The organism is Pedobacter humicola (genome assembly GCF_056490705.1).
The window spans coordinates 139,725-157,117 of record NZ_JBWJIG010000004.1 but is presented as its reverse complement, the minus strand read 5'-3'; the positions used below and the strand labels follow the sequence as shown (position 1 = coordinate 157,117).

Below are 17,393 nucleotides of genomic sequence, written 5' to 3'. Positions count from 1 at the left end.
TTATAGCAATAATCCAGCAACCTCTTCCCAGGTATTTACACGCTCATATTCCGTAATCAACAAGTTGTGTGGAGAGGTAAATAATAAAGGTCTCCCAGCAAAATTCATAAAGTTTTTGGTGCGGTCATCAATAATGATGTCGACATTTACTATTTTATTTCCGCAGAACATGATATGCTGCCAATCGACGAAAGGAAAATGTTCTGCCATCCAATCGTATTTATCGACCAATGAATTGCGGAATTCCATTGCGGCTGAAACAATATAAACATCATATTTTTCCTGTAAGGCTTTAATCACCCGCTGACTGTCTTCAATTACCTCAAGATCGCGGAAAAAACCAGGTTCATTAATATATTCGAACCATTTTTGATTCACATCCTGTGGAACGTGGTGGTAAATCTCGTTTCCGGCATCGATCTTTAAATCAAGCGGAACATTAAAATCCCGGTTATATAGTTTAATGAATTTTCCAACGGCGTCGGCAATCACCTCGTCCATATCAATCGCAATTCTTTCCATTTTGTATCTGCAAATATTTTGGCGCAAATATCCTGAAAACAAAGAAATTAAACTATGTTTTTAATTTACAGTATTTTAGTTATCTTTGCAGCCCCGCAGCATGAAGCTCCGGGAACTATGTTGAATACATAAATACAAAAGACAATGGCAACTAAAATCAGATTGCAAAGATTCGGTAAAAAAGGGAAACCTTTTTTCCACGTTGTGGTAGCAGATTCCCGCTCTCCACGTGATGGTAAATTTATTGAGCGTTTAGGTTCTTACAACCCAAACACCAATCCTGCTACCATCGAAATTAACTTCGAAAAAACTTTAGCTTGGGTTAACAGTGGTGCACAACCAACTGATACTGCCCGCGCTATCCTTTCTTACAAAGGTGTTTTGTACAAAAAACATTTAGAAGGTGGTGTTAAAAAAGGTGCTTTAACTCAAGAACAGGCAGATGAAAAATTTGCAGCTTGGTTAGATGCTAAAGCAGGTAAAATTTCTGGTAAATCAGAAGGTTTAGCTACTTCTAAAGCTGATGCCCGTAAAGCAGCTTTAGCAGCAGAAGCAAAGAAAAAAGAAGATAAAGCAGCAGCTATCGCAGCTAAAAATGCACCAGTTGCAGAAGAAGTTGTTGAAGAAGAGGCTACTGAAGAAGCACCGGCTGTTGAAGCTGAAGCAACTGAAGAAACTCCTGCAGCAGAAGCTACTAAAGAAGAAGGAGCAGAATAATTTTAATTATTTTGTCTCATAAAATAGCGTTCCGAAATTCGGAACGCTATTTTTTTAATATCCCCTGCCCCTAAAGGGGGGTGTTAAAAAGTCCCCTTTAGGGGATTTAGGGGTAGTTATGAAACACGAAGAAGCATTTTACATAGGTTACGTTACCAAAACGAGAGGTTTAAAGGGAGAAGTTCAGGTATTTTTTGAATTCGATGAATATGAAAAACTCGAATTTGATGTGGTTTATGCGGATATGAACGGCAAACTGGTGCCCTACTTCGTGGCATCGGCAAAACTGCAGGTCAATAAAACTGGTTACTTTAATTTTGATGATGCCGATCATATCGATAAAGTACAGCCTTTATTAAAAAAGAAACTCTACCTTCCCATTGCCCAGATGCCGGCGCGCGATGAATCTGAATTCTTCTATACCGATTTAAAAGGTTTCATGGCAATTGATGAGACGCTTGGTGAACTGGGTGAAATAACAGAAGTAAACGAATATCCGCAACAGTTTGTAGCTACTGTAATCTATAAGGATACCGAAATCCTTTTCCCGTTAAACGAAGATTTTATTGTAGAAATCGATGATGAGGAAAAAATCTTAACCCTGGATTTGCCTGAGGGCTTATTAGATATCTATCTAGAAAATTAAAGGTTCTTTATAAACCTTTTCGATGGTTTTTCGTTATGGTTTTATGAAGCGTTCACTTATTGCTTTTGCCGCGGCATTGCTATTGATAAGTTGTAATCAAAATAAACAATCGGAAAATAAAACCGGGAGCAGAAAAATCCTGCCCAAAACAACGCAAAGGGATTCCATTCAGGTGATAGAGCTAAAAGCCTTAAAGGCTTTGAAAGAGAAGGATTACCATGTATTTGCGGCCTGTTTTCATCCCATTGATGGTGTCAGATTTTCCCCGTACGGATTTATAGACCCTACGCATAAACATGTTTTAGCAAAGGATTTTTTAGAAGCCATCGATAAAAACTGGACCTTAACCTGGGGGCATTTTGATGGAAGTGGCGAGGCGATTAAAATGAAGGTTAAGCCTTACATTGAACGGTTTATCTACAATGCCGATTATTTAAATGCGGAAAAGAAGAGTTATGATGATTTGATCGGTCAGGGCAATACCATCAATAATTTAAAGGAAAGTTACCCTCAGCTCCATTTTACGGAACGTTATTTTAAAGGTTTCGATGAGAAATATAAGGGGTTAGACTGGACCAGTTTGAGGTTTGTTTTTAAAAAATATCAAGATAATTATTATTTAGTTGCTGTTGTACATGATCAATGGACAACTTAACAGCATCAAAATTCGAATCAGGCTAAAGACTTCCGACTAAAGCCTTACCTTTGCGCCATGCGTTTCGATATTATAACAGTTCTGCCCGCTTTATTAGAGAGTCCGTTTGCCCATTCTATTTTGCAGCGAGCACAAAAAAAGGGCATTGCCGAAATTGTGGTGCATAACCTTCGGGATTACGCCACCAATAAGCAAAAAAGTGTAGACGATTATCAATATGGTGGTGGCAGTGGGATGGTAATGAGTATTGAGCCCTTTGCAGCCTGTATTGAAAAACTTCAGGCGGAGCGCGAATACGATGAAATTATTTTTATGAGCCCTGATGGTGTTACTTTAAATCAAAGTACCGCAAACGAACTTTCCATTAAACAGAACATCATCATTCTATGTGGCCACTACAAGGGCATAGATCAGCGTATACGCGATATCTTTGTTACCAGGGAGATATCTGTTGGTGATTATGTTTTAAGCGGTGGAGAGCTTCCTGCGGCGATCGTGGTTGATGCTGTTGTGCGTCTGATCCCTGGTGTTTTAAATGACGAAACTTCAGCCCTGTCTGATAGTTTTCAGGGCGAATTGCTCGATGCGCCAGTTTACACCCGCCCGGCAGATTGGCGTGGACATAAAGTGCCCGATGTTTTATTAAGCGGCCACGAGGCAAAAGTGAACGAGTGGCGGCACGAACAAGCATTCGAACGCACTAAAATCCGCCGTCCTGATCTTTTGGAATAGAAGCATTTAACACAATCGAATGTGGAATTCGTAAAGATTGTGGAAAAAATTAAAATAGGTTTTTTTTTCTCAAAAATAATCCCTAATATTGCAATCCGATTTTCACGGGATGAAATATCGATTTAATAGCTTAAAATCATGGATTTAGTAAAATTTGTTGAAGAGCAGGCCATCGCGAAAAAAGATTTTCCTGCGTTCAAGTCTGGCGATACAGTGAGCGTGCACTATAAAATTCGCGAAGGTAATAAGGAACGTATCCAAATTTACCAAGGTGTTGTGATACAACGTAACAGTGCTGGTGCTAACGAAACTTTCACAGTTCGTAAAATGAGCAACGGTATTGGTGTTGAGCGTATTTTCCCTTTTAATTCTCCAAACATTGAGAAAGTAGAAGTGAATAGCTATGGTAAAGTTCGTAGAGCGAAATTGTTCTATTTACGTGCTTTAACTGGTAAAGCTGCTCGTATCAAATCTTTGAGAAAATAATACTCTTTATTATAAGATATAGCCTTCACGATTAATTTCGTGGAGGTTTTTTTGTTTATACCTTTGTTAAATGTTAGATTCTGCTTTTTTCGACCAAACTTTTTGGGGCAACACCGTAAAGGCCTATTTCCTCTTCGGGGGCATACTTTTTTTAGGCTTAGTTTTTAAGAATATTGTTTCTAAGCTATTAAGCAAGTTGCTGTTTAAACTATTCAGAAATTTTTCGAACCAATCTCATAACGATGCTTTCGTTGCCCTATTGGTAAAACCGATCGAGGTTTTTATCCTGCTAACCACGCTTTATCTTTCCATCAACCAGCTGAAACATCCATTGGAAGTTGCTGTATTCCATTATAGTAAATTAATTGGCAAGGTTAAAGAGTTGATCCCGGTAACCATTGGCGATTGCATTGACCGGATATTTCTGTTTGGGATTATCCTGTCAATCTTTTGGATTATTTTAAGGATAATCGACTTCATTAGCCACGTATTGCTCTATAAAGCATCGCTAACGGAGAATAAAGCCGACGATCAATTGGTGCCCTTTTTAAAGGAATTATTTAAAACGGTTGTAATTTTTATCGGTTTTTTTACGCTGCTGGGTTTTGTTTTCGAGGTTAATGTTTTAACCCTGATTACAGGATTAGGTATTGGTGGTATTGCGATTGCCCTGGCCGCTAAAGAGAGCTTAGAGAACCTTATAGGCTCTTTTACGATCTTTTTAGATAAGCCATTTACAGTAGGTGATTTAGTTAAGGTTGATGGTGTTGAAGGAACGGTTGAAAAGGTTGGTTTTAGGAGCACGAGAATCAGAACATCTGAAAAAACAATGGCTACTATTCCCAATAGGGGGATGATTGATGGTGTTTTGGAGAATCTTTCACTTAGAAATTCGCGTAAGGTATCTTTCATCATTGGGCTTACTTACGAAACCAATTCGGAATCACTCAGAAAAATTATTACCGAAATTGAAAGTTATATCAACAATCATCGGGGTACGAGCGATGATGGTAATGCTTCATTTAAAAGTTTTGGCGATTCTGGCCTGAACGTAGAGGTGAACTATTTCGTAACCGTACTTAACTATTCAGAGTTCCTAAAAATCAGACAGGAAATCAACCTGGAGATTATGGATATCGTGATCCGCAACAAATCGGATTTTGCTTATCCAACGCAACGTTTAATCAGCGATAGGCCAGCTCCGGCAGGTAATAAAGAAGAGGTGGGTAATGATGCAACAGATTAACCACATTCCGTGGCCTGTACCCTCACGAAACCACAAGCTCATATTATTAAATTTGGTGTTGTGTTTTTCTTTTTGGAAAGCTAGTGCTGCGGTACTATTGAAGTTTGTTCCTGCTCCCGCTTCTGCCTATTGAAATATCGGCATCTCGCTTCGATCAGGTTTATTTGGCAACTTTTGTTTTCAAATCCTTTTGAAAGTCACTATAATATAAAAGCCGTTCCGATTTAAAATCGGAACGGCTTTTAAATATGTTTGTATTGTTTTTCTAACTCAAAGTAGCCAGGGTCGTTATTCCACCTTTTACCACCTGATTAAGTTCCACGTTAACCTTTGTTCCTACTGGAAGAAAAACGTCAACCCTGGAGCCGAATTTAATAAAACCAAATTGCTCTGTTTGTACCACCTGATCGCCTTCTTTTACATACCATACAATTCTGCGGGCCAAAGCACCGGCAATTTGACGGAACAATACGGGTGTACCATTTTTATGCTCTACAACGGTGGTAGTACGTTCGTTTTCTGTTGATGATTTTGGATTCCAGGCAGCAAGGTATTTTCCAGGATGGTATTTAAAGAATTTTACCACCCCCGAAATCGGGTTGCGGTTGATGTGCACATTTACCGGCGACATAAAAATCGAAACCTGTAAACGTTTGTCTTTAAAATATTCTCCTTCTTCTGTTTCCTCGATTACCACCACTTTACCATCCGCCGGGCAGATAACCAGGTTTTCTCCAGCAGAAAAGCTGCGGCTCGGATTGCGGAAAAACTGCAGAACAATAATAAATAAGGCGGCTGAAAAGATATAAATAAACCAGCGTAGCCAGGTGATGTCGTGATATTTGTAATCCACTACTGCGTTGATCACGAAAATAAACAATATGCTTAAGGCAATGGTAGTGTAGCCTTCTTTATGTATGGTCATTGTGTTCGGAATTATTGGGCAAAGGTGCGAAAAATAAATTAATCCAATCTAAAAATTATGCCTCACTTGCTCTGTAAATATCGGTTAAGTTTCTGCCCAGGCCATTGTAATCCAGTCCGTAGCCAACAACAAACTCATTAGGTATTTCAAAACCAACATATTCCAGTTCCTTAATTTCGTATTTTAAAGCACTGGGTTTAAGCAAAAGTGAAGCTATTTTAACGGATGCCGGATTTTTTTCCTTGATCGTTTTTAAAATATGCGTTAAAGTTAGGCCGGTATCTACAATATCTTCCACAACAATAATATCCCTTCCTTCGATATTTTCGGGCAAGCCAATTAATTCTTTTACGTTTCCGGAGCTTGAGGTTCCTTCATAAGAAGCTACGCGCATAAAAGCAACTTCGCAGGGTAAATCAACTTCCTTGATCAGATCGGCCATAAATAAAAAACTTCCATTGAGTATACCAATAAATAACGGGCATTTCCCTTCATAATCAACATTGATCTGGATGCCCAGCAAACGGATCCTTTTGTTTAAAGTATCATTCTCTAAAAATATTTCGAACTCTTTATCCTCTACCTTTATTTTGTGCATGCTGCTGTTAAATGGTTTGTTGTAATGCTGGTTAATTGCTGGGATTAACGAAGAACTGCAAACTGGCAATGGCTAACTGTAAACTGACTACTGCTGAGCTTTTTCCAATTCCTTTTGTCTTCTTCGTTCTTCCCTGCGTTCCTGCCTCAATTGTTTTTTGGTTTTAGTGGTGTCTGCCGGACTGGTTGCCGGTTTGCCTGATGTATCTTTTTTAGATCCGCCACCAAAAAGACGATCGAAGAAACTTTTGTTTTTATCGTGTACAATTACAACCGGCAAGCCGTCTTCATCATCGTCAAAAGCAGAGGTGTCAACAACAGCGGTATCAGGGGCTAAATACTGGCGTAAGCCCTCTCTTAAACGAACATTATAGAAACCGTAACCCGAAGTATCGCCGGGCACTAAACCTCTTCTGGCCATAATATTACCCATAAACCTGAAGTAGTTGAACATATACGGTTTTAAACTTCCATCGGCCATGAATTTATACATTGATGCCTTTGGTTTAGGAACGATGCTAGCCAGAAACAATCCATCGCCAATGGTTAAATCGGCGGGCTGTTTTCCAAAATAATACCTGGAGGCCTCTCCTATTCCATAGATATTTTGGCCCAGTTCCATAATATTGAAATATACTTCAAGCATTCTTTGCTTGCTTATCAGGTGGTTATGCTCAATAAGCCAAACAATTAATATCTCTTCTGCTTTACGGGCTAAGGTCTTTTGGCGGCTTAAATACACGTTTTTAACCAGCTGCATGCTGATGGTGCTTCCACCACGTTTAAATTTCTTTTCTTTAAAGTTTACAGCGATTGATTTACGGATCGACTCTTCAACAAAACCATTATGTGTAAAAAATGACGGGTCTTCTGCTGTTAAAACCGCGTTGATAAAGTTTTTGGAAATAGCAGATAGTGGTGTAAAGTTCGGGTTTGACGGGCCAATAGTGATATCGCGCATCGGTTTGCCATACTCGTAAGGCGTGTAAACGAAAGGGCTGTTGATTTTCTGCAAATTCGTTTTGCCCCATTGTACAATTTTAAAATCAACAGGTGTCAATGTAGAATTAAAACGAACGCTATCGGGTATCTTCGTGTCTAAATAAAAATTAAGGCTATATTTAACTTTGCCCTGCACTTTTAGTCCCTCCAAAGATTCGAAAAGACCTTGTGGAAAAGCATCCAGAACACCTTGAGCGTCTTGTTCTTCGGCATTTAGTTTTAACTCATATATTTTATTCTTCCCTAAAGTATATTTAACATAAGGATGGATCTGTGCATTTTTTAGATAGGCTGTTGATGTACTATCTAAGGCAATGTAATTTGGACCAACCAAAATATCTGCATCAAGTTTTGCCCTTTGTACAATGATATCATTTGAAGCAATCCGGGGCTGGTTAATCAACATGTTTTTTACCGCCCAGGAGCCCGAAATCTTATAATCATCACCACTATATTTTGCATTTTTAAGCTCGGTTTGCAAGGTATCAAAGCTGATTTTTGCATGAAGCTTGTTGTTTAAATAGGGCAGCTCGAGTTTTTTCCCATCAGCATAGGCGGTAAAACGTAGTTCTTTACGTCCCGGGTTCACATAGCCATCCACATGCCAGGTAGACTCGCCATTGTTTACATTTATCGCCGATTTCAGATCGCCGCCATCAATTGTAGCCATGGTTGCAAAACTCAGTTTGGCTGTATCATGATCATTTAATTTGAAAACCATGTTTTGAACATCCATGTCATCCGGTATTTTATATAAAACCTGATTTAATATATTGCTGGCTATTTCTGATAAATTAACTTTACCCTTATTTTCTGTACTGTCTTTTTTCTTTCTTTTTAAGATAAAATCGATGTTTGTGGTCGAGTCTTTAAGCACCACACTTACAAAACCATCATTCAGTTTTACTTCTGATAATTTTACATTTCCAAAAATCAGCGGGAAAAGTTTTACGCCCACACTGAGTTCGCCAATGTTGGAAAGTGTGTCCCTGTCTTTTGGAACCACAGAAATATGGGTCATTTTTACAGTACTTAGCCCAGTAAACCCAGCCGATCCGATCTTAACTTCCAGGCCATAATCCTTGTCGGCCTTGGCAATGGCCTTGGCCACCATTTTTTTAAGAAGTGCCTCCCTTTTGCTATAGGCAACCGCACCTAATGCAATACAAACAACAAAAAAAACACCTAAAACCCAGGCTCCGATTTTTAAATATTTTTTGGGGATCTTAATTTTTGGTATTCGCATATAGTCGTTAAAATGGTTAATTGCTTAAACGTAACAATTAAATGTTTATTTCGTGTTAAAATTACAGTTAAAAAGCCTAAATAAAAGTATTTATGGCTATGTTTTGTTAATTTTGAATTTAAATGAATACCATGCAGATTAGCCCGCTACAAGTTTTAGATGCGCTTAAAAATGTCGAAGATCCCGATCTTAAAAAAGATCTGGTTACTTTAAACATGATTAAAGATTTACAGATCACGGATAACCAGGTCAACTTTACATTAGAACTTACTACGCCTGCATGTCCGATGAAAGACATGCTAAAAAATGCCTGTACAAATGCAATCAAACATTTTGTATCTCCAGCGGCAGAAGTAATCATCAATGTGACGTCGAGGGTTACTCAACCAACTAACTCATCGTCACTAGATAACATCAAAAACATCATTTTGGTTTCATCTGGAAAAGGTGGCGTGGGTAAATCTACTGTAGCGAGTAATCTGGCAGTTGTATTGGCTAAAGATGGTGCAAAAGTTGGCCTGATCGATGCTGATATTTATGGCCCGTCGGTACCAACCATGTTCGATCTGGTAGATGCGAAACCAGGTGCTGAAGAAACCGAAGATGGTAAAACCAAAATTTTGCCAATCGAAAAGTACGGGATCAAATTATTGTCTTTAGGTTTTTTTGCCGATCCCGGGCAGCCAGTGCCGTGGCGTGGACCAATGGCTTCAAACGCGGTAAAACAATTGTTTAACGATACCAACTGGGGAGAACTTGATTATCTGATCGTAGATCTTCCACCGGGAACTGGCGATATCCATATTACCATTACGCAAAGTTTCCCGATTTCGGGGGCAGTTGTGGTAACTACACCTCAGCAGGTTGCCCTGGCCGATACGCACAAGGGTTTAGCCATGTTCAGGATGCCGGGAATTAATATCCCAATTTTAGGTGTTATTGAAAACATGTCGTATTTTACACCTGCAGAATTGCCGGAAAATAAATACTATATCTTCGGAAAAGGCGGGGGCACTACATTGGCAGAACGTTTTGATGTGCCATTTTTAGGGGAAATTCCGATTGTACAAAGCATTTCGGAAGCAGGGGATAACGGAAAACCAGTAGCTTTGAACCAAAATCCTTTGCTGGATGTTATTTTTGGTGATATTGCAAGTAAAATTGCACAACAGATATCCATCAATAATGCACAAATGGTGAATTGCTAAAAAATTACTATTTTTATAAATTAAAATATACATAATGAATTTAACAGAACAAGTAGAACAGGCATTGGAAACTATCAGGCCGTATTTAAAGGCTGATGGAGGTGATGTTTCTGTTGAAGAAATTACATCAGAAGGAACGGTAAAACTTAAACTTTTAGGCAGCTGTGGTTCTTGTCCAATGAGTTTCATGACGATGAAATCGGGCATCGAACAGGCAATTATGAAAGCTGTTCCGCAGATTACTTCGGTAGTTGCCATAAACATGGTGGAGCAAGAGTAAGCTTTAACACTATTTAACAAGGAAGTTTTATTAATAAAATTACTTTTGTCTTAATGAGATATTGTGTTGCCCTAATTTGCCTTATTTTTTCTGTAACCGCTTTTGCACAACAAAAACCGGCACAGGATAAACTTATCCAATTTTCTGGGATCATTACCGATATCGATAGTTCAAATGTGATTCCTTATGTTACCATCACCAATCTTTCTGCAAAGAGCAAAAGGGTTGGCGCCGATTATAGGGGGTATTTTACCTTTATTGTAAATCCTGGCGATACCATTTTATTTACCGCCATTGGTTACAAAAAGTTTTCTACTGTAATTCCTGAAAGCACTCCGGATAGTAAATACACCATTATGGTTAAGTTGAAAGCCAATGTGATCGATTTACCATCGGTGCGTGTTTTCCCCTGGGCCACAACTGAAGAATTTACCCGCGAATTTTTGTCGATGAAACTGGCGGATGATGATATGGCCATTGCCAAAAAGAACCTTTCACGATCATCAATTGATGGCTTGATCCAAACGTTGCCGCGTGATGGGCAGGAAATTGGCAGCCAGAATTATCGCTATAATTTCGATCGGATGATCAATAAAAACATGGTGCAAACCAATCCCCTACTTAATCCTTTCGCCTGGGGCAAGCTGATGCAGCAGATTTTTGACGGAGATAAGAGCCGGACGAATTAGTCGGGAGTCTTGAGTTCAGAGTCTTTAGTCCTGGGGCCACTGCATACAATAACTGTTTAAAATTTAATTCATGTGTCGTCATTTCGACTGAAGCGCAGCAGAATACCTGGCCGTACAGGCGGGAGAAATCTACGCTTATTAAGCTCCTGAAACAAGTTCAGGAGAAAGCAAGAGGGAAATTAATGAGGGTGGGCCTTAAATGAAAAGGGAAAACGCTTCCATTTTCCCTCTAACATTTTCCATCAAAAATTATCTTTTCTTACTCTTATTCGGAAACTTCATTTTGTAATCTGTTTTGATATTCCCTTTCGAAATCGCATCCAGTTTACTTTTCAGCATTGTTTTACGGAGTACACTTACTTTATCGGTAAATAACTTACCTTCAATGTGGTCGTATTCGTGCTGAATTACCCGTGCAGGCATTCCATCTACATCATCTGTATGTTCTACCCAGTTTTCATCAAAGTAGGTAATCCTGATATTCGGTTTACGCATAATGTTTTCGCGGATATCCGGGATACTTAAGCAGCCTTCGTTAAAACTCCAGGCCTCCCCTGTTTCTTCCAAAATTTCTGCATTGATAAATACCTTTTTGTAGCCGGGGTTTCCGTCGTCATCTTCACCTGTATCTACAATAAAAAGGCGGATAGGTAAGCCGATCTGAGGCGCTGCCAAGCCCACACCATTTGCATAATACATGGTGTCGAACATATCACTGATCAACTGTTTTAATTCTGGATAATCTTTATCGATATCGGTTCCTATCTTTTTTAAAACAGGATCTCCGTAAGCTACTATTGGTAATTTCATTGTATTATATTTTTTCAGACCTAAATCTGAGCTTGTTAATCGCAAAATTGTCATTCTGGATGCAATGAAGAATCGCTAACATCTTATTGCTATCCTGACAGTTTGCTACTATATTTAATTGAACTGCTCATCAGTTCGAGATACTTTGTGCCTCAGTATGACAGTAAATTTTCAACAAAAATAAGAATTATTCCTCTATCGGACAGAAAGTAAAGATATTCAGTTGATCAATAGCTAAAATTTCATCTGTAACTTCTGCCATTTGTTTTGTGGTAACCGCATTTATTTTCTCAAAAACAGTTTCCAAAGAATCGATTTTATTGTGATCGATCAGGCTTTTGGCCATCGATATGATCAAGCCGATCCTGTTTTCTTCTCCTAAAGCAATCTGTCCGATAAATTTGTTTTTGGCTTTTTGTAATTGTAACTCATTTAAAGGATGTTCTCTGAGTTTTTTGATCTCTTTGAAAATCAAAGAAAGTGCCCTGGTCTGTTTTTCTTTATCCGTTCCGAAATAAATAGAAAAGATCCCGGTATCGCTTAATGGTGAGAAATTAGATTCGATGGTGTACGCTATGCCATATTTCTCTCTGATCTGCAGGTTCAAAACAGAACTCATTCCGTTGCCACCAAAGTAATTGTTCAACAACATCAGAGGCACTTTTTGCGATTGGTGTGTAGAATAAGCCTGGGTGCCCAAAATGCAATGTGCCTGCATAATCGGTTTATAAATGGTGGTATTGCTTTGCGCAAGTATAGCTGGTTTTACCCTTATTTTGCCAGGATTGTTCTCTTCAACATCGGCAAAATGTTTACTCCCTTTGTTTACAACACTGTTTAAGGTATAGTTACCCAAAACAGCGACCACAATTTCGTTGGTGCGGTAATTGGCCTTTCTGAAATTAATGACATCCTCACGTGTGAACTGTTGAACGGACTCAGTTGTGCCTAAAATATTATTTCCAAGAGCATGCCCAGCGAAAAGCATATCTTCAAAATCATCGTTAATAGCCTCCTCAGGTTGATCTAAATAAGAAGAAATCTCATCCAGGATAACACTTTTTTCTTTCTCCATTTCTTCTTCCGGAAAGGTAGAATGGAACAGGATATCGTTGAAAAGATCTAAAGTTCTATCGAGATATGGATTTAGAAACGAGGCATGTACGCAGGTATATTCTTTTGTGGTATAAGCATTTAAATCTGCGCCAACACTCTCTAGACGATTTAAAATCTGGTTGGTGCTGCGTTTTTCGGTCCGTTTAAAAATCAGATGTTCGATAAAATGGGCTAAGCCAGCCTTGTTTTCAGGCTCGTCGCGCGATCCGGTATTAACGATGATGCAAGCGTGAGATATGGCAGAGGCCGAGGGCACATGCAATAAGCGTATGCCGTTTGGCAAAGTGTGAACATTGTATTCCATTGGGGGGCAAAGATAAGGCTAATTGCTTACAATGACTCTGTATCTGGGTATTGCAATTGTAAAGCGGAAATCAATTTATCCTTAGTTGGCCTTTTGAGCACCAAAAAAATGAAATTAGCTATGCCGAAGATCAAAAAAAACGAATTATGGGTAATAAAAAAGCCAACAATGTTGAAGAGCGCACCGCCCTCAAGCATTGCCGCGCTAATGATAAATGCACTTTGATACATATTGATCTTTGTGTCTACATTAGCATTTTTATCGATTTTTGCCATTAAGTTTCTGTGAAAAAAGATGCTTGCCGAAATGGTAATCAGTCCCATAATCGGAAATATTGGATTAAAAGGCGAAGTGGTTTTGGGATTGGCATCAAAGAACATCATTTCGCGGTTGAGGAAAATGGTTACCAATGCAAAAAGAAAAACACCTGAGCATAAAGCAAGGTGAATAATCTGGAGTGTTTTTAGTTTGGTGTTCATTATGGATTTAGAATAATTTGGATGAAAATAGATTGTCATGTTGAGCCTGTCGAAACGCGATCGAAATGTTGTTCGACAAGCTCAGCATGACAAAGCAACTAAAATTATTTAGTTATTCCCTCAAGGGAGAATAAAAATGCCCACCGTAATGAAACATCTTTTAAATAATCGAATCGGCCTGAGGCCCCACCATGACCAAATTCCATATTGGTTTTAAGCAATAAAATATTTTTATCGGTTTTGGTAGCCCTTAATTTAGCTACCCATTTTGCCGGTTCGAAATACTGTACCTGGCTATCGTGCAAACCCGTAGTAACCAGCATGTTTGGATATGCTTTTTTCTCCACGTTTTCATATGGCGAATAACTTTTCATATAATCGTATGCGGCTTTTTGTTTCGGATTTCCCCATTCATCGAACTCATTGGTAGTTAAAGGAATGCTTTCATCCAGCATGGTATTGATTACATCAACAAAGGGTACATCGGCAATTATACCGTTCCATAAATCTGGCGCCATATTGGCAACTGCGCCCATCAATAAACCGCCGGCACTGCCACCATGGGCGTATAAATGACCTTTTGAAGTGTATTTTTGATCAACCAGATATTCCCCTGCCGAAATAAAATCGGTAAAAGTATTTTTCTTTTTCATCAACTTACCGTCTTCATACCATTGTCGGCCCATTTCCTGTCCGCCACGGATATTGGCAATGGCGAAAACAAAACCACGGTTTAACAGGCTTAATCTTGGCGAAGAGAAGGTCGCGTCAGTACTCGACCCATAAGATCCATAGGCATAAAGCAGCAAAGGCGCATTTCCATTCTTTTCAAAGCCTTTTTTGTAAACCAAAGCGATCGGAATTTTTGTGCCATCTTTTGCCGTCGCGAAAACACGCTCTGTTGCATAATCTTTAGGATCGTAACCGCCAACAACTTCCTGTTGTTTCATCAGTTTTTTGTCCTTTTTCTCCAGATCGTAATCGTAAACTGAACTTGGAGTGGTTAATGAAGTATACGAATAACGCAATGTTTTACTGCTATATTCCGGATTTGCACCCACGCCGGCAGCATAAACAGGCTCATCAAATTTGATGTAATAATCGCTGCCATCTTTTTTTAATACACGCATTTCGGTTAAACCATTTTTACGTTCTGATAAAACCAGATGGTCTTTAAATTCTTCTCCATACTCCAATAACACATCTTTGCGGTTTGGAATAACCTCTTTCCAGTTTTCTTTTTCTGTTTTATCCAAAGGACATTCCATCAGGCGGAAATTTTTGGCGTTCCAGTTGGTTATAATATAGAATTTATCATCTACAGGCAAAATATCGTATAAAACCTCTTTTGAACGCGATGAAAATACTTTAAAAGCCGCTTCAGGATGGTCTGCATCAATCATTCTATATTCAGCAGTTAATGTTCCCTGCGAGCCGATAAAAATGTAACGCCCGTTTTTCGATTTCATCACGCCGATATAGTTGCTATTGTCTTTTTCATTATAAACAACTGCATCTGTCTTGGCATCAGTACCCAAAGTGTGTTTTTTAATTTTCTCGCTTAAAAGCGTAACAGGGTTTTTTGAAGTATAAAAAAATGTTTTGTTATCATTTGCCCAGGCAACGCCGCCTTCTGTATTGGTAATGGCATCTTTTAAAATTTCTCCTGTTTCTAAATTTTTAATGTTAATCGTGTATTGGCGACGTGAAACCTGATCAACCCCAAAGGCTAAAAGTTTATTGTCGGGACTAACACTAAATCCGGTTGCACTGTAATAGGCATGGCCTTTTGCGAGATTATCTACATCCAGAAGTATTTCTTCGGCCGCGGATAAACTTCCTTTTTTGCGGCAATATTTAAAGTACTGTTGTCCATCTTCTGTTCTGGTATAATAGAAATAGCCATTTTTGAAAACAGGAACAGATTCGTCTTTTTCTTTAATCCTGCCCTTCATTTCTTTAAACAGATCTGCCTGAAACTGATCAGTACTTTTCATCATGGTATTGAGATAGGTGTTTTCGGCTTTTAAATAATCGACAACTTTCGTGCTATGAGGGCCTTTTTTAAAGTAATCGATCATCCAATAGTAGTTGTCTACTACGGTATCGCCATGTATAACCCTTTGATGAGGAATAATTTCTGCTATTGGAGCTTTCGCATCCGGCCATTTTATCGGTTTCATTTCTTTTTTTTGTGGATGGTTACAAGCCGTAATTGCACTCAGTACGATTAGGCTGGGTAAGATACGTTTCATAGCGGTTTGATTTAGGTCGTATGCAATTTAATAATTTTTTAGTTCAATAGTGGTTTAAGTCAACGGGTTAATTGTTTACAGCGGTTAACTGTATGACGGATTATTTAATTGTTATGTGCAAATTGGTTAAGCAGTTAATTGTTAAAATCGGCAAACTATCAATTGAAAACTGCTAACTGACAATTGGTTAACGGGTTATTGTTTAACTGTGCTCACGTCCAAAACTTCCGGCCTCGGTCATCAGACTTCGGAGTCGTAGGTTAATCAGCCTCAAACGCTTATCACCATACGCCAATCGTTGCCATTTTTGTAAAAATCCATTAAGCCCATAGATAATCATCTGAATTAGAAAAATTGATGTTAAATTGCCACATCCAAAAGGTTTGAATATTATAATGAAGTTAGGGTACAAAAAAATAGTTGTTAAAGTAGGTTCCAATGTAATTACACAAGCGAATGGTTTGCCTGATGAAGTTAGGATTAAACATCTTGTAAATCAACTGGCCGAGATTAAGAAACAAGGCCTCGAAGTGATTTTGGTTTCTTCGGGTGCGGTTGCATCGGGCAGAAGTTTGATCAAAGTTTCCGAAAAACAGGATGCCGTTACTACGCGACAACTATTGGCAGCCATTGGCCAGGTGAAATTGATTAATACCTATGCTAATTTCTTTGCAGCACATGCCATACAATGTGCACAGGTTCTGGTAACAAAAGAGGATTTTCGTGACCGGGCACATTATTTAAACATGAAAAACTGTTTGCAGATTTTGCTTCAAAATGAGGTAATCCCTGTGGTGAACGAAAATGATGTGGTATCGGTTACCGAACTGATGTTTACCGATAACGATGAACTGGCAGGATTAATCGCTTCGATGTTAAATGCCGATGCCCTGATTATCTTATCGAATGTAAATGGCATTTATAATGGCGATCCGAAAGTTGAAGGATCGGCGGTAATTGAGGAAATTAATGGTTCGGTTGCTAACCTGGCCTCCTTTATACAAACGGGTAAATCACAATTCGGCCGTGGGGGGATGATCACCAAATCGACCATGGCACAAAAGGTGGCTAAACTGGGCATCACGGTTCATATTGCCAACGGGACGAAAGACAAAGTGTTGACTTCTTTATTAAACAATGAACTGGTGCATACACGCTTTGTGCCCGAAAAAAGTAAATCTGGCAAGAAAAAATGGATTGCCCATTCGGAAACTGCCGCAACGGGCGTTGTAAAATTAAATGATGGTGCAAAAACAGTATTAACCTCTGGCAAAGCAACCAGTTTACTGCCGGTTGGGATTATCGAAATCCAGACAGACTTTTTAAAAGGCGATATTATTAAAATTGTAGATGAAAAAAACAACCTGATCGGACTGGGAATCGCTGAATATGGATCGGATAAGGCCAGAGAAAGAATCGGGCAGAAGAAACAAAAAGCACTGGTGCATTACGATTATTTTTATTCCGCTATTTAACTA

At 38.9% G+C, this 17,393-nt stretch carries 18 protein-coding genes; 10 read left to right on the top strand and 8 right to left on the bottom strand.

Annotated elements, in window-relative coordinates; genetic code table 11:
• On the bottom strand, nucleotides 1-522 hold the full coding sequence (locus AC04Q1_RS08605) for a 5' nucleotidase, NT5C type (RefSeq protein ID WP_478363699.1): 522 nt from the start codon (nucleotides 520-522) through the stop codon (nucleotides 1-3).
• A gap of 144 nt (nucleotides 523-666) precedes the next feature.
• Here AC04Q1_RS08605 and AC04Q1_RS08600 point away from each other — a divergent pair, with 144 nt between their 5' ends.
• The 6 genes from AC04Q1_RS08600 (at nucleotide 667) to AC04Q1_RS08575 (ending at nucleotide 5,004) form a co-directional block, all read left to right on the top strand.
• Nucleotides 667-1,239 (top strand): 30S ribosomal protein S16, encoded by a 573-nt coding sequence (locus tag AC04Q1_RS08600; protein ID WP_478363697.1) that lies wholly within the window; start codon nucleotides 667-669, stop codon nucleotides 1,237-1,239.
• Between the two features lie 118 nt (nucleotides 1,240-1,357).
• Complete coding sequence (gene rimM / locus AC04Q1_RS08595; protein ID WP_478363695.1) at nucleotides 1,358-1,885, top strand: ribosome maturation factor RimM; 528 nt, start codon at nucleotides 1,358-1,360, stop codon at nucleotides 1,883-1,885.
• 43 nt (nucleotides 1,886-1,928) lie between these two features.
• Nucleotides 1,929-2,540 (top strand): hypothetical protein, encoded by a 612-nt coding sequence (locus AC04Q1_RS08590; RefSeq protein WP_478363693.1) that lies wholly within the window; start codon nucleotides 1,929-1,931, stop codon nucleotides 2,538-2,540.
• A 57-nt stretch (nucleotides 2,541-2,597) separates the two neighbouring features.
• On the top strand, nucleotides 2,598-3,272 hold the full coding sequence (gene trmD / locus AC04Q1_RS08585; protein ID WP_478363691.1) for a tRNA (guanosine(37)-N1)-methyltransferase TrmD: 675 nt from the start codon (nucleotides 2,598-2,600) through the stop codon (nucleotides 3,270-3,272).
• Nucleotides 3,273-3,410: 138 nt separating this feature from the next.
• Nucleotides 3,411-3,758: a 50S ribosomal protein L19 gene (gene rplS, locus AC04Q1_RS08580; RefSeq protein ID WP_478363689.1), complete on the top strand. Its 348-nt coding sequence runs from the start codon at nucleotides 3,411-3,413 to the stop codon at nucleotides 3,756-3,758.
• 70 nt (nucleotides 3,759-3,828) lie between these two features.
• The gene (locus AC04Q1_RS08575; RefSeq protein ID WP_478363687.1) at nucleotides 3,829-5,004 is read left to right on the top strand and encodes a mechanosensitive ion channel family protein; all 1,176 of its coding nucleotides are present in this window, start codon (nucleotides 3,829-3,831) and stop codon (nucleotides 5,002-5,004) included.
• Between the two features lie 265 nt (nucleotides 5,005-5,269).
• On the opposite strand, the gene AC04Q1_RS08570 is transcribed toward AC04Q1_RS08575, so the two are convergent.
• The 3 genes from AC04Q1_RS08570 to AC04Q1_RS08560 all read right to left on the bottom strand — a co-directional run bounded on the left by AC04Q1_RS08570 (nucleotide 5,270) and on the right by AC04Q1_RS08560 (nucleotide 8,774).
• Complete coding sequence (locus tag AC04Q1_RS08570) at nucleotides 5,270-5,929, bottom strand: phosphatidylserine decarboxylase family protein (RefSeq protein WP_478363685.1); 660 nt, start codon at nucleotides 5,927-5,929, stop codon at nucleotides 5,270-5,272.
• Between the two features lie 55 nt (nucleotides 5,930-5,984).
• Nucleotides 5,985-6,527: a hypoxanthine phosphoribosyltransferase gene (hpt, locus tag AC04Q1_RS08565; RefSeq protein ID WP_478363683.1), complete on the bottom strand. Its 543-nt coding sequence runs from the start codon at nucleotides 6,525-6,527 to the stop codon at nucleotides 5,985-5,987.
• Nucleotides 6,528-6,614: 87 nt separating this feature from the next.
• Nucleotides 6,615-8,774, bottom strand: a complete 2,160-nt coding sequence (locus AC04Q1_RS08560; RefSeq protein ID WP_478363681.1) for a transglycosylase domain-containing protein — start codon at nucleotides 8,772-8,774, stop codon at nucleotides 6,615-6,617.
• Between the two features lie 131 nt (nucleotides 8,775-8,905).
• Here AC04Q1_RS08560 and AC04Q1_RS08555 point away from each other — a divergent pair, with 131 nt between their 5' ends.
• Genes AC04Q1_RS08555 through AC04Q1_RS08545 form a run of 3 tightly spaced genes read left to right on the top strand, consistent with a single transcriptional unit; the run spans nucleotide 8,906 to nucleotide 10,951 of the window.
• Nucleotides 8,906-9,982, top strand: a complete 1,077-nt coding sequence (locus AC04Q1_RS08555) for an Mrp/NBP35 family ATP-binding protein (RefSeq protein WP_478364091.1) — start codon at nucleotides 8,906-8,908, stop codon at nucleotides 9,980-9,982.
• A gap of 34 nt (nucleotides 9,983-10,016) precedes the next feature.
• Nucleotides 10,017-10,262, top strand: a complete 246-nt coding sequence (locus tag AC04Q1_RS08550; protein WP_316845290.1) for a NifU family protein — start codon at nucleotides 10,017-10,019, stop codon at nucleotides 10,260-10,262.
• Nucleotides 10,263-10,315: 53 nt separating this feature from the next.
• A complete protein-coding gene (locus tag AC04Q1_RS08545) occupies nucleotides 10,316-10,951 on the top strand; it encodes a peptidase associated/transthyretin-like domain-containing protein (RefSeq protein ID WP_029274883.1) in 636 nt (211 codons plus the stop codon).
• Nucleotides 10,952-11,200: 249 nt separating this feature from the next.
• Here AC04Q1_RS08545 and def read toward each other — a convergent pair whose 3' ends face one another.
• From def to AC04Q1_RS08525, 4 genes are all read right to left on the bottom strand, one after another.
• Nucleotides 11,201-11,761: a peptide deformylase gene (gene def, locus AC04Q1_RS08540; RefSeq protein WP_478363679.1), complete on the bottom strand. Its 561-nt coding sequence runs from the start codon at nucleotides 11,759-11,761 to the stop codon at nucleotides 11,201-11,203.
• Nucleotides 11,762-11,948: 187 nt separating this feature from the next.
• Entirely contained in the window at nucleotides 11,949-13,181 is a 1,233-nt protein-coding gene (locus AC04Q1_RS08535) for a M16 family metallopeptidase (protein WP_478363677.1), read from the bottom strand.
• Between the two features lie 26 nt (nucleotides 13,182-13,207).
• Complete coding sequence (locus AC04Q1_RS08530) at nucleotides 13,208-13,660, bottom strand: hypothetical protein (protein WP_478363675.1); 453 nt, start codon at nucleotides 13,658-13,660, stop codon at nucleotides 13,208-13,210.
• Between the two features lie 104 nt (nucleotides 13,661-13,764).
• Nucleotides 13,765-15,915, bottom strand: coding sequence for a S9 family peptidase (locus tag AC04Q1_RS08525; RefSeq protein WP_478363673.1), 2,151 nt, complete (start codon nucleotides 15,913-15,915; stop codon nucleotides 13,765-13,767).
• Between the two features lie 395 nt (nucleotides 15,916-16,310).
• Between AC04Q1_RS08525 and proB the strand changes: the two genes are divergently transcribed.
• On the top strand, nucleotides 16,311-17,390 hold the full coding sequence (gene proB, locus AC04Q1_RS08520) for a glutamate 5-kinase (protein ID WP_478363671.1): 1,080 nt from the start codon (nucleotides 16,311-16,313) through the stop codon (nucleotides 17,388-17,390).
• The last annotated feature ends 3 nt before the right edge of the window (nucleotides 17,391-17,393 follow it).

Coding starts and splice junctions, on each gene's coding strand:
- def (WP_478363679.1), bottom strand. CDS start 11,761: ATGAAATTACCAATAGTAGCTTACGGAGATCCTGTTTTAAAAAAGATA.
- AC04Q1_RS08530 (WP_478363675.1), bottom strand. CDS start 13,660: ATGAACACCAAACTAAAAACACTCCAGATTATTCACCTTGCTTTATGC.
- AC04Q1_RS08600 (WP_478363697.1), top strand. CDS start 667: ATGGCAACTAAAATCAGATTGCAAAGATTCGGTAAAAAAGGGAAACCT.
- AC04Q1_RS08590 (WP_478363693.1), top strand. CDS start 1,929: ATGAAGCGTTCACTTATTGCTTTTGCCGCGGCATTGCTATTGATAAGT.
- AC04Q1_RS08575 (WP_478363687.1), top strand. CDS start 3,829: ATGTTAGATTCTGCTTTTTTCGACCAAACTTTTTGGGGCAACACCGTA.
- AC04Q1_RS08605 (WP_478363699.1), bottom strand. CDS start 522: ATGGAAAGAATTGCGATTGATATGGACGAGGTGATTGCCGACGCCGTT.
- AC04Q1_RS08550 (WP_316845290.1), top strand. CDS start 10,017: ATGAATTTAACAGAACAAGTAGAACAGGCATTGGAAACTATCAGGCCG.
- rimM (WP_478363695.1), top strand. CDS start 1,358: ATGAAACACGAAGAAGCATTTTACATAGGTTACGTTACCAAAACGAGA.
- proB (WP_478363671.1), top strand. CDS start 16,311: ATGAAGTTAGGGTACAAAAAAATAGTTGTTAAAGTAGGTTCCAATGTA.
- hpt (WP_478363683.1), bottom strand. CDS start 6,527: ATGCACAAAATAAAGGTAGAGGATAAAGAGTTCGAAATATTTTTAGAG.
- rplS (WP_478363689.1), top strand. CDS start 3,411: ATGGATTTAGTAAAATTTGTTGAAGAGCAGGCCATCGCGAAAAAAGAT.
- AC04Q1_RS08545 (WP_029274883.1), top strand. CDS start 10,316: ATGAGATATTGTGTTGCCCTAATTTGCCTTATTTTTTCTGTAACCGCT.
- AC04Q1_RS08535 (WP_478363677.1), bottom strand. CDS start 13,181: ATGGAATACAATGTTCACACTTTGCCAAACGGCATACGCTTATTGCAT.
- AC04Q1_RS08560 (WP_478363681.1), bottom strand. CDS start 8,774: ATGCGAATACCAAAAATTAAGATCCCCAAAAAATATTTAAAAATCGGA.
- AC04Q1_RS08570 (WP_478363685.1), bottom strand. CDS start 5,929: ATGACCATACATAAAGAAGGCTACACTACCATTGCCTTAAGCATATTG.
- AC04Q1_RS08555 (WP_478364091.1), top strand. CDS start 8,906: ATGCAGATTAGCCCGCTACAAGTTTTAGATGCGCTTAAAAATGTCGAA.
- trmD (WP_478363691.1), top strand. CDS start 2,598: ATGCGTTTCGATATTATAACAGTTCTGCCCGCTTTATTAGAGAGTCCG.
- AC04Q1_RS08525 (WP_478363673.1), bottom strand. CDS start 15,915: ATGAAACGTATCTTACCCAGCCTAATCGTACTGAGTGCAATTACGGCT.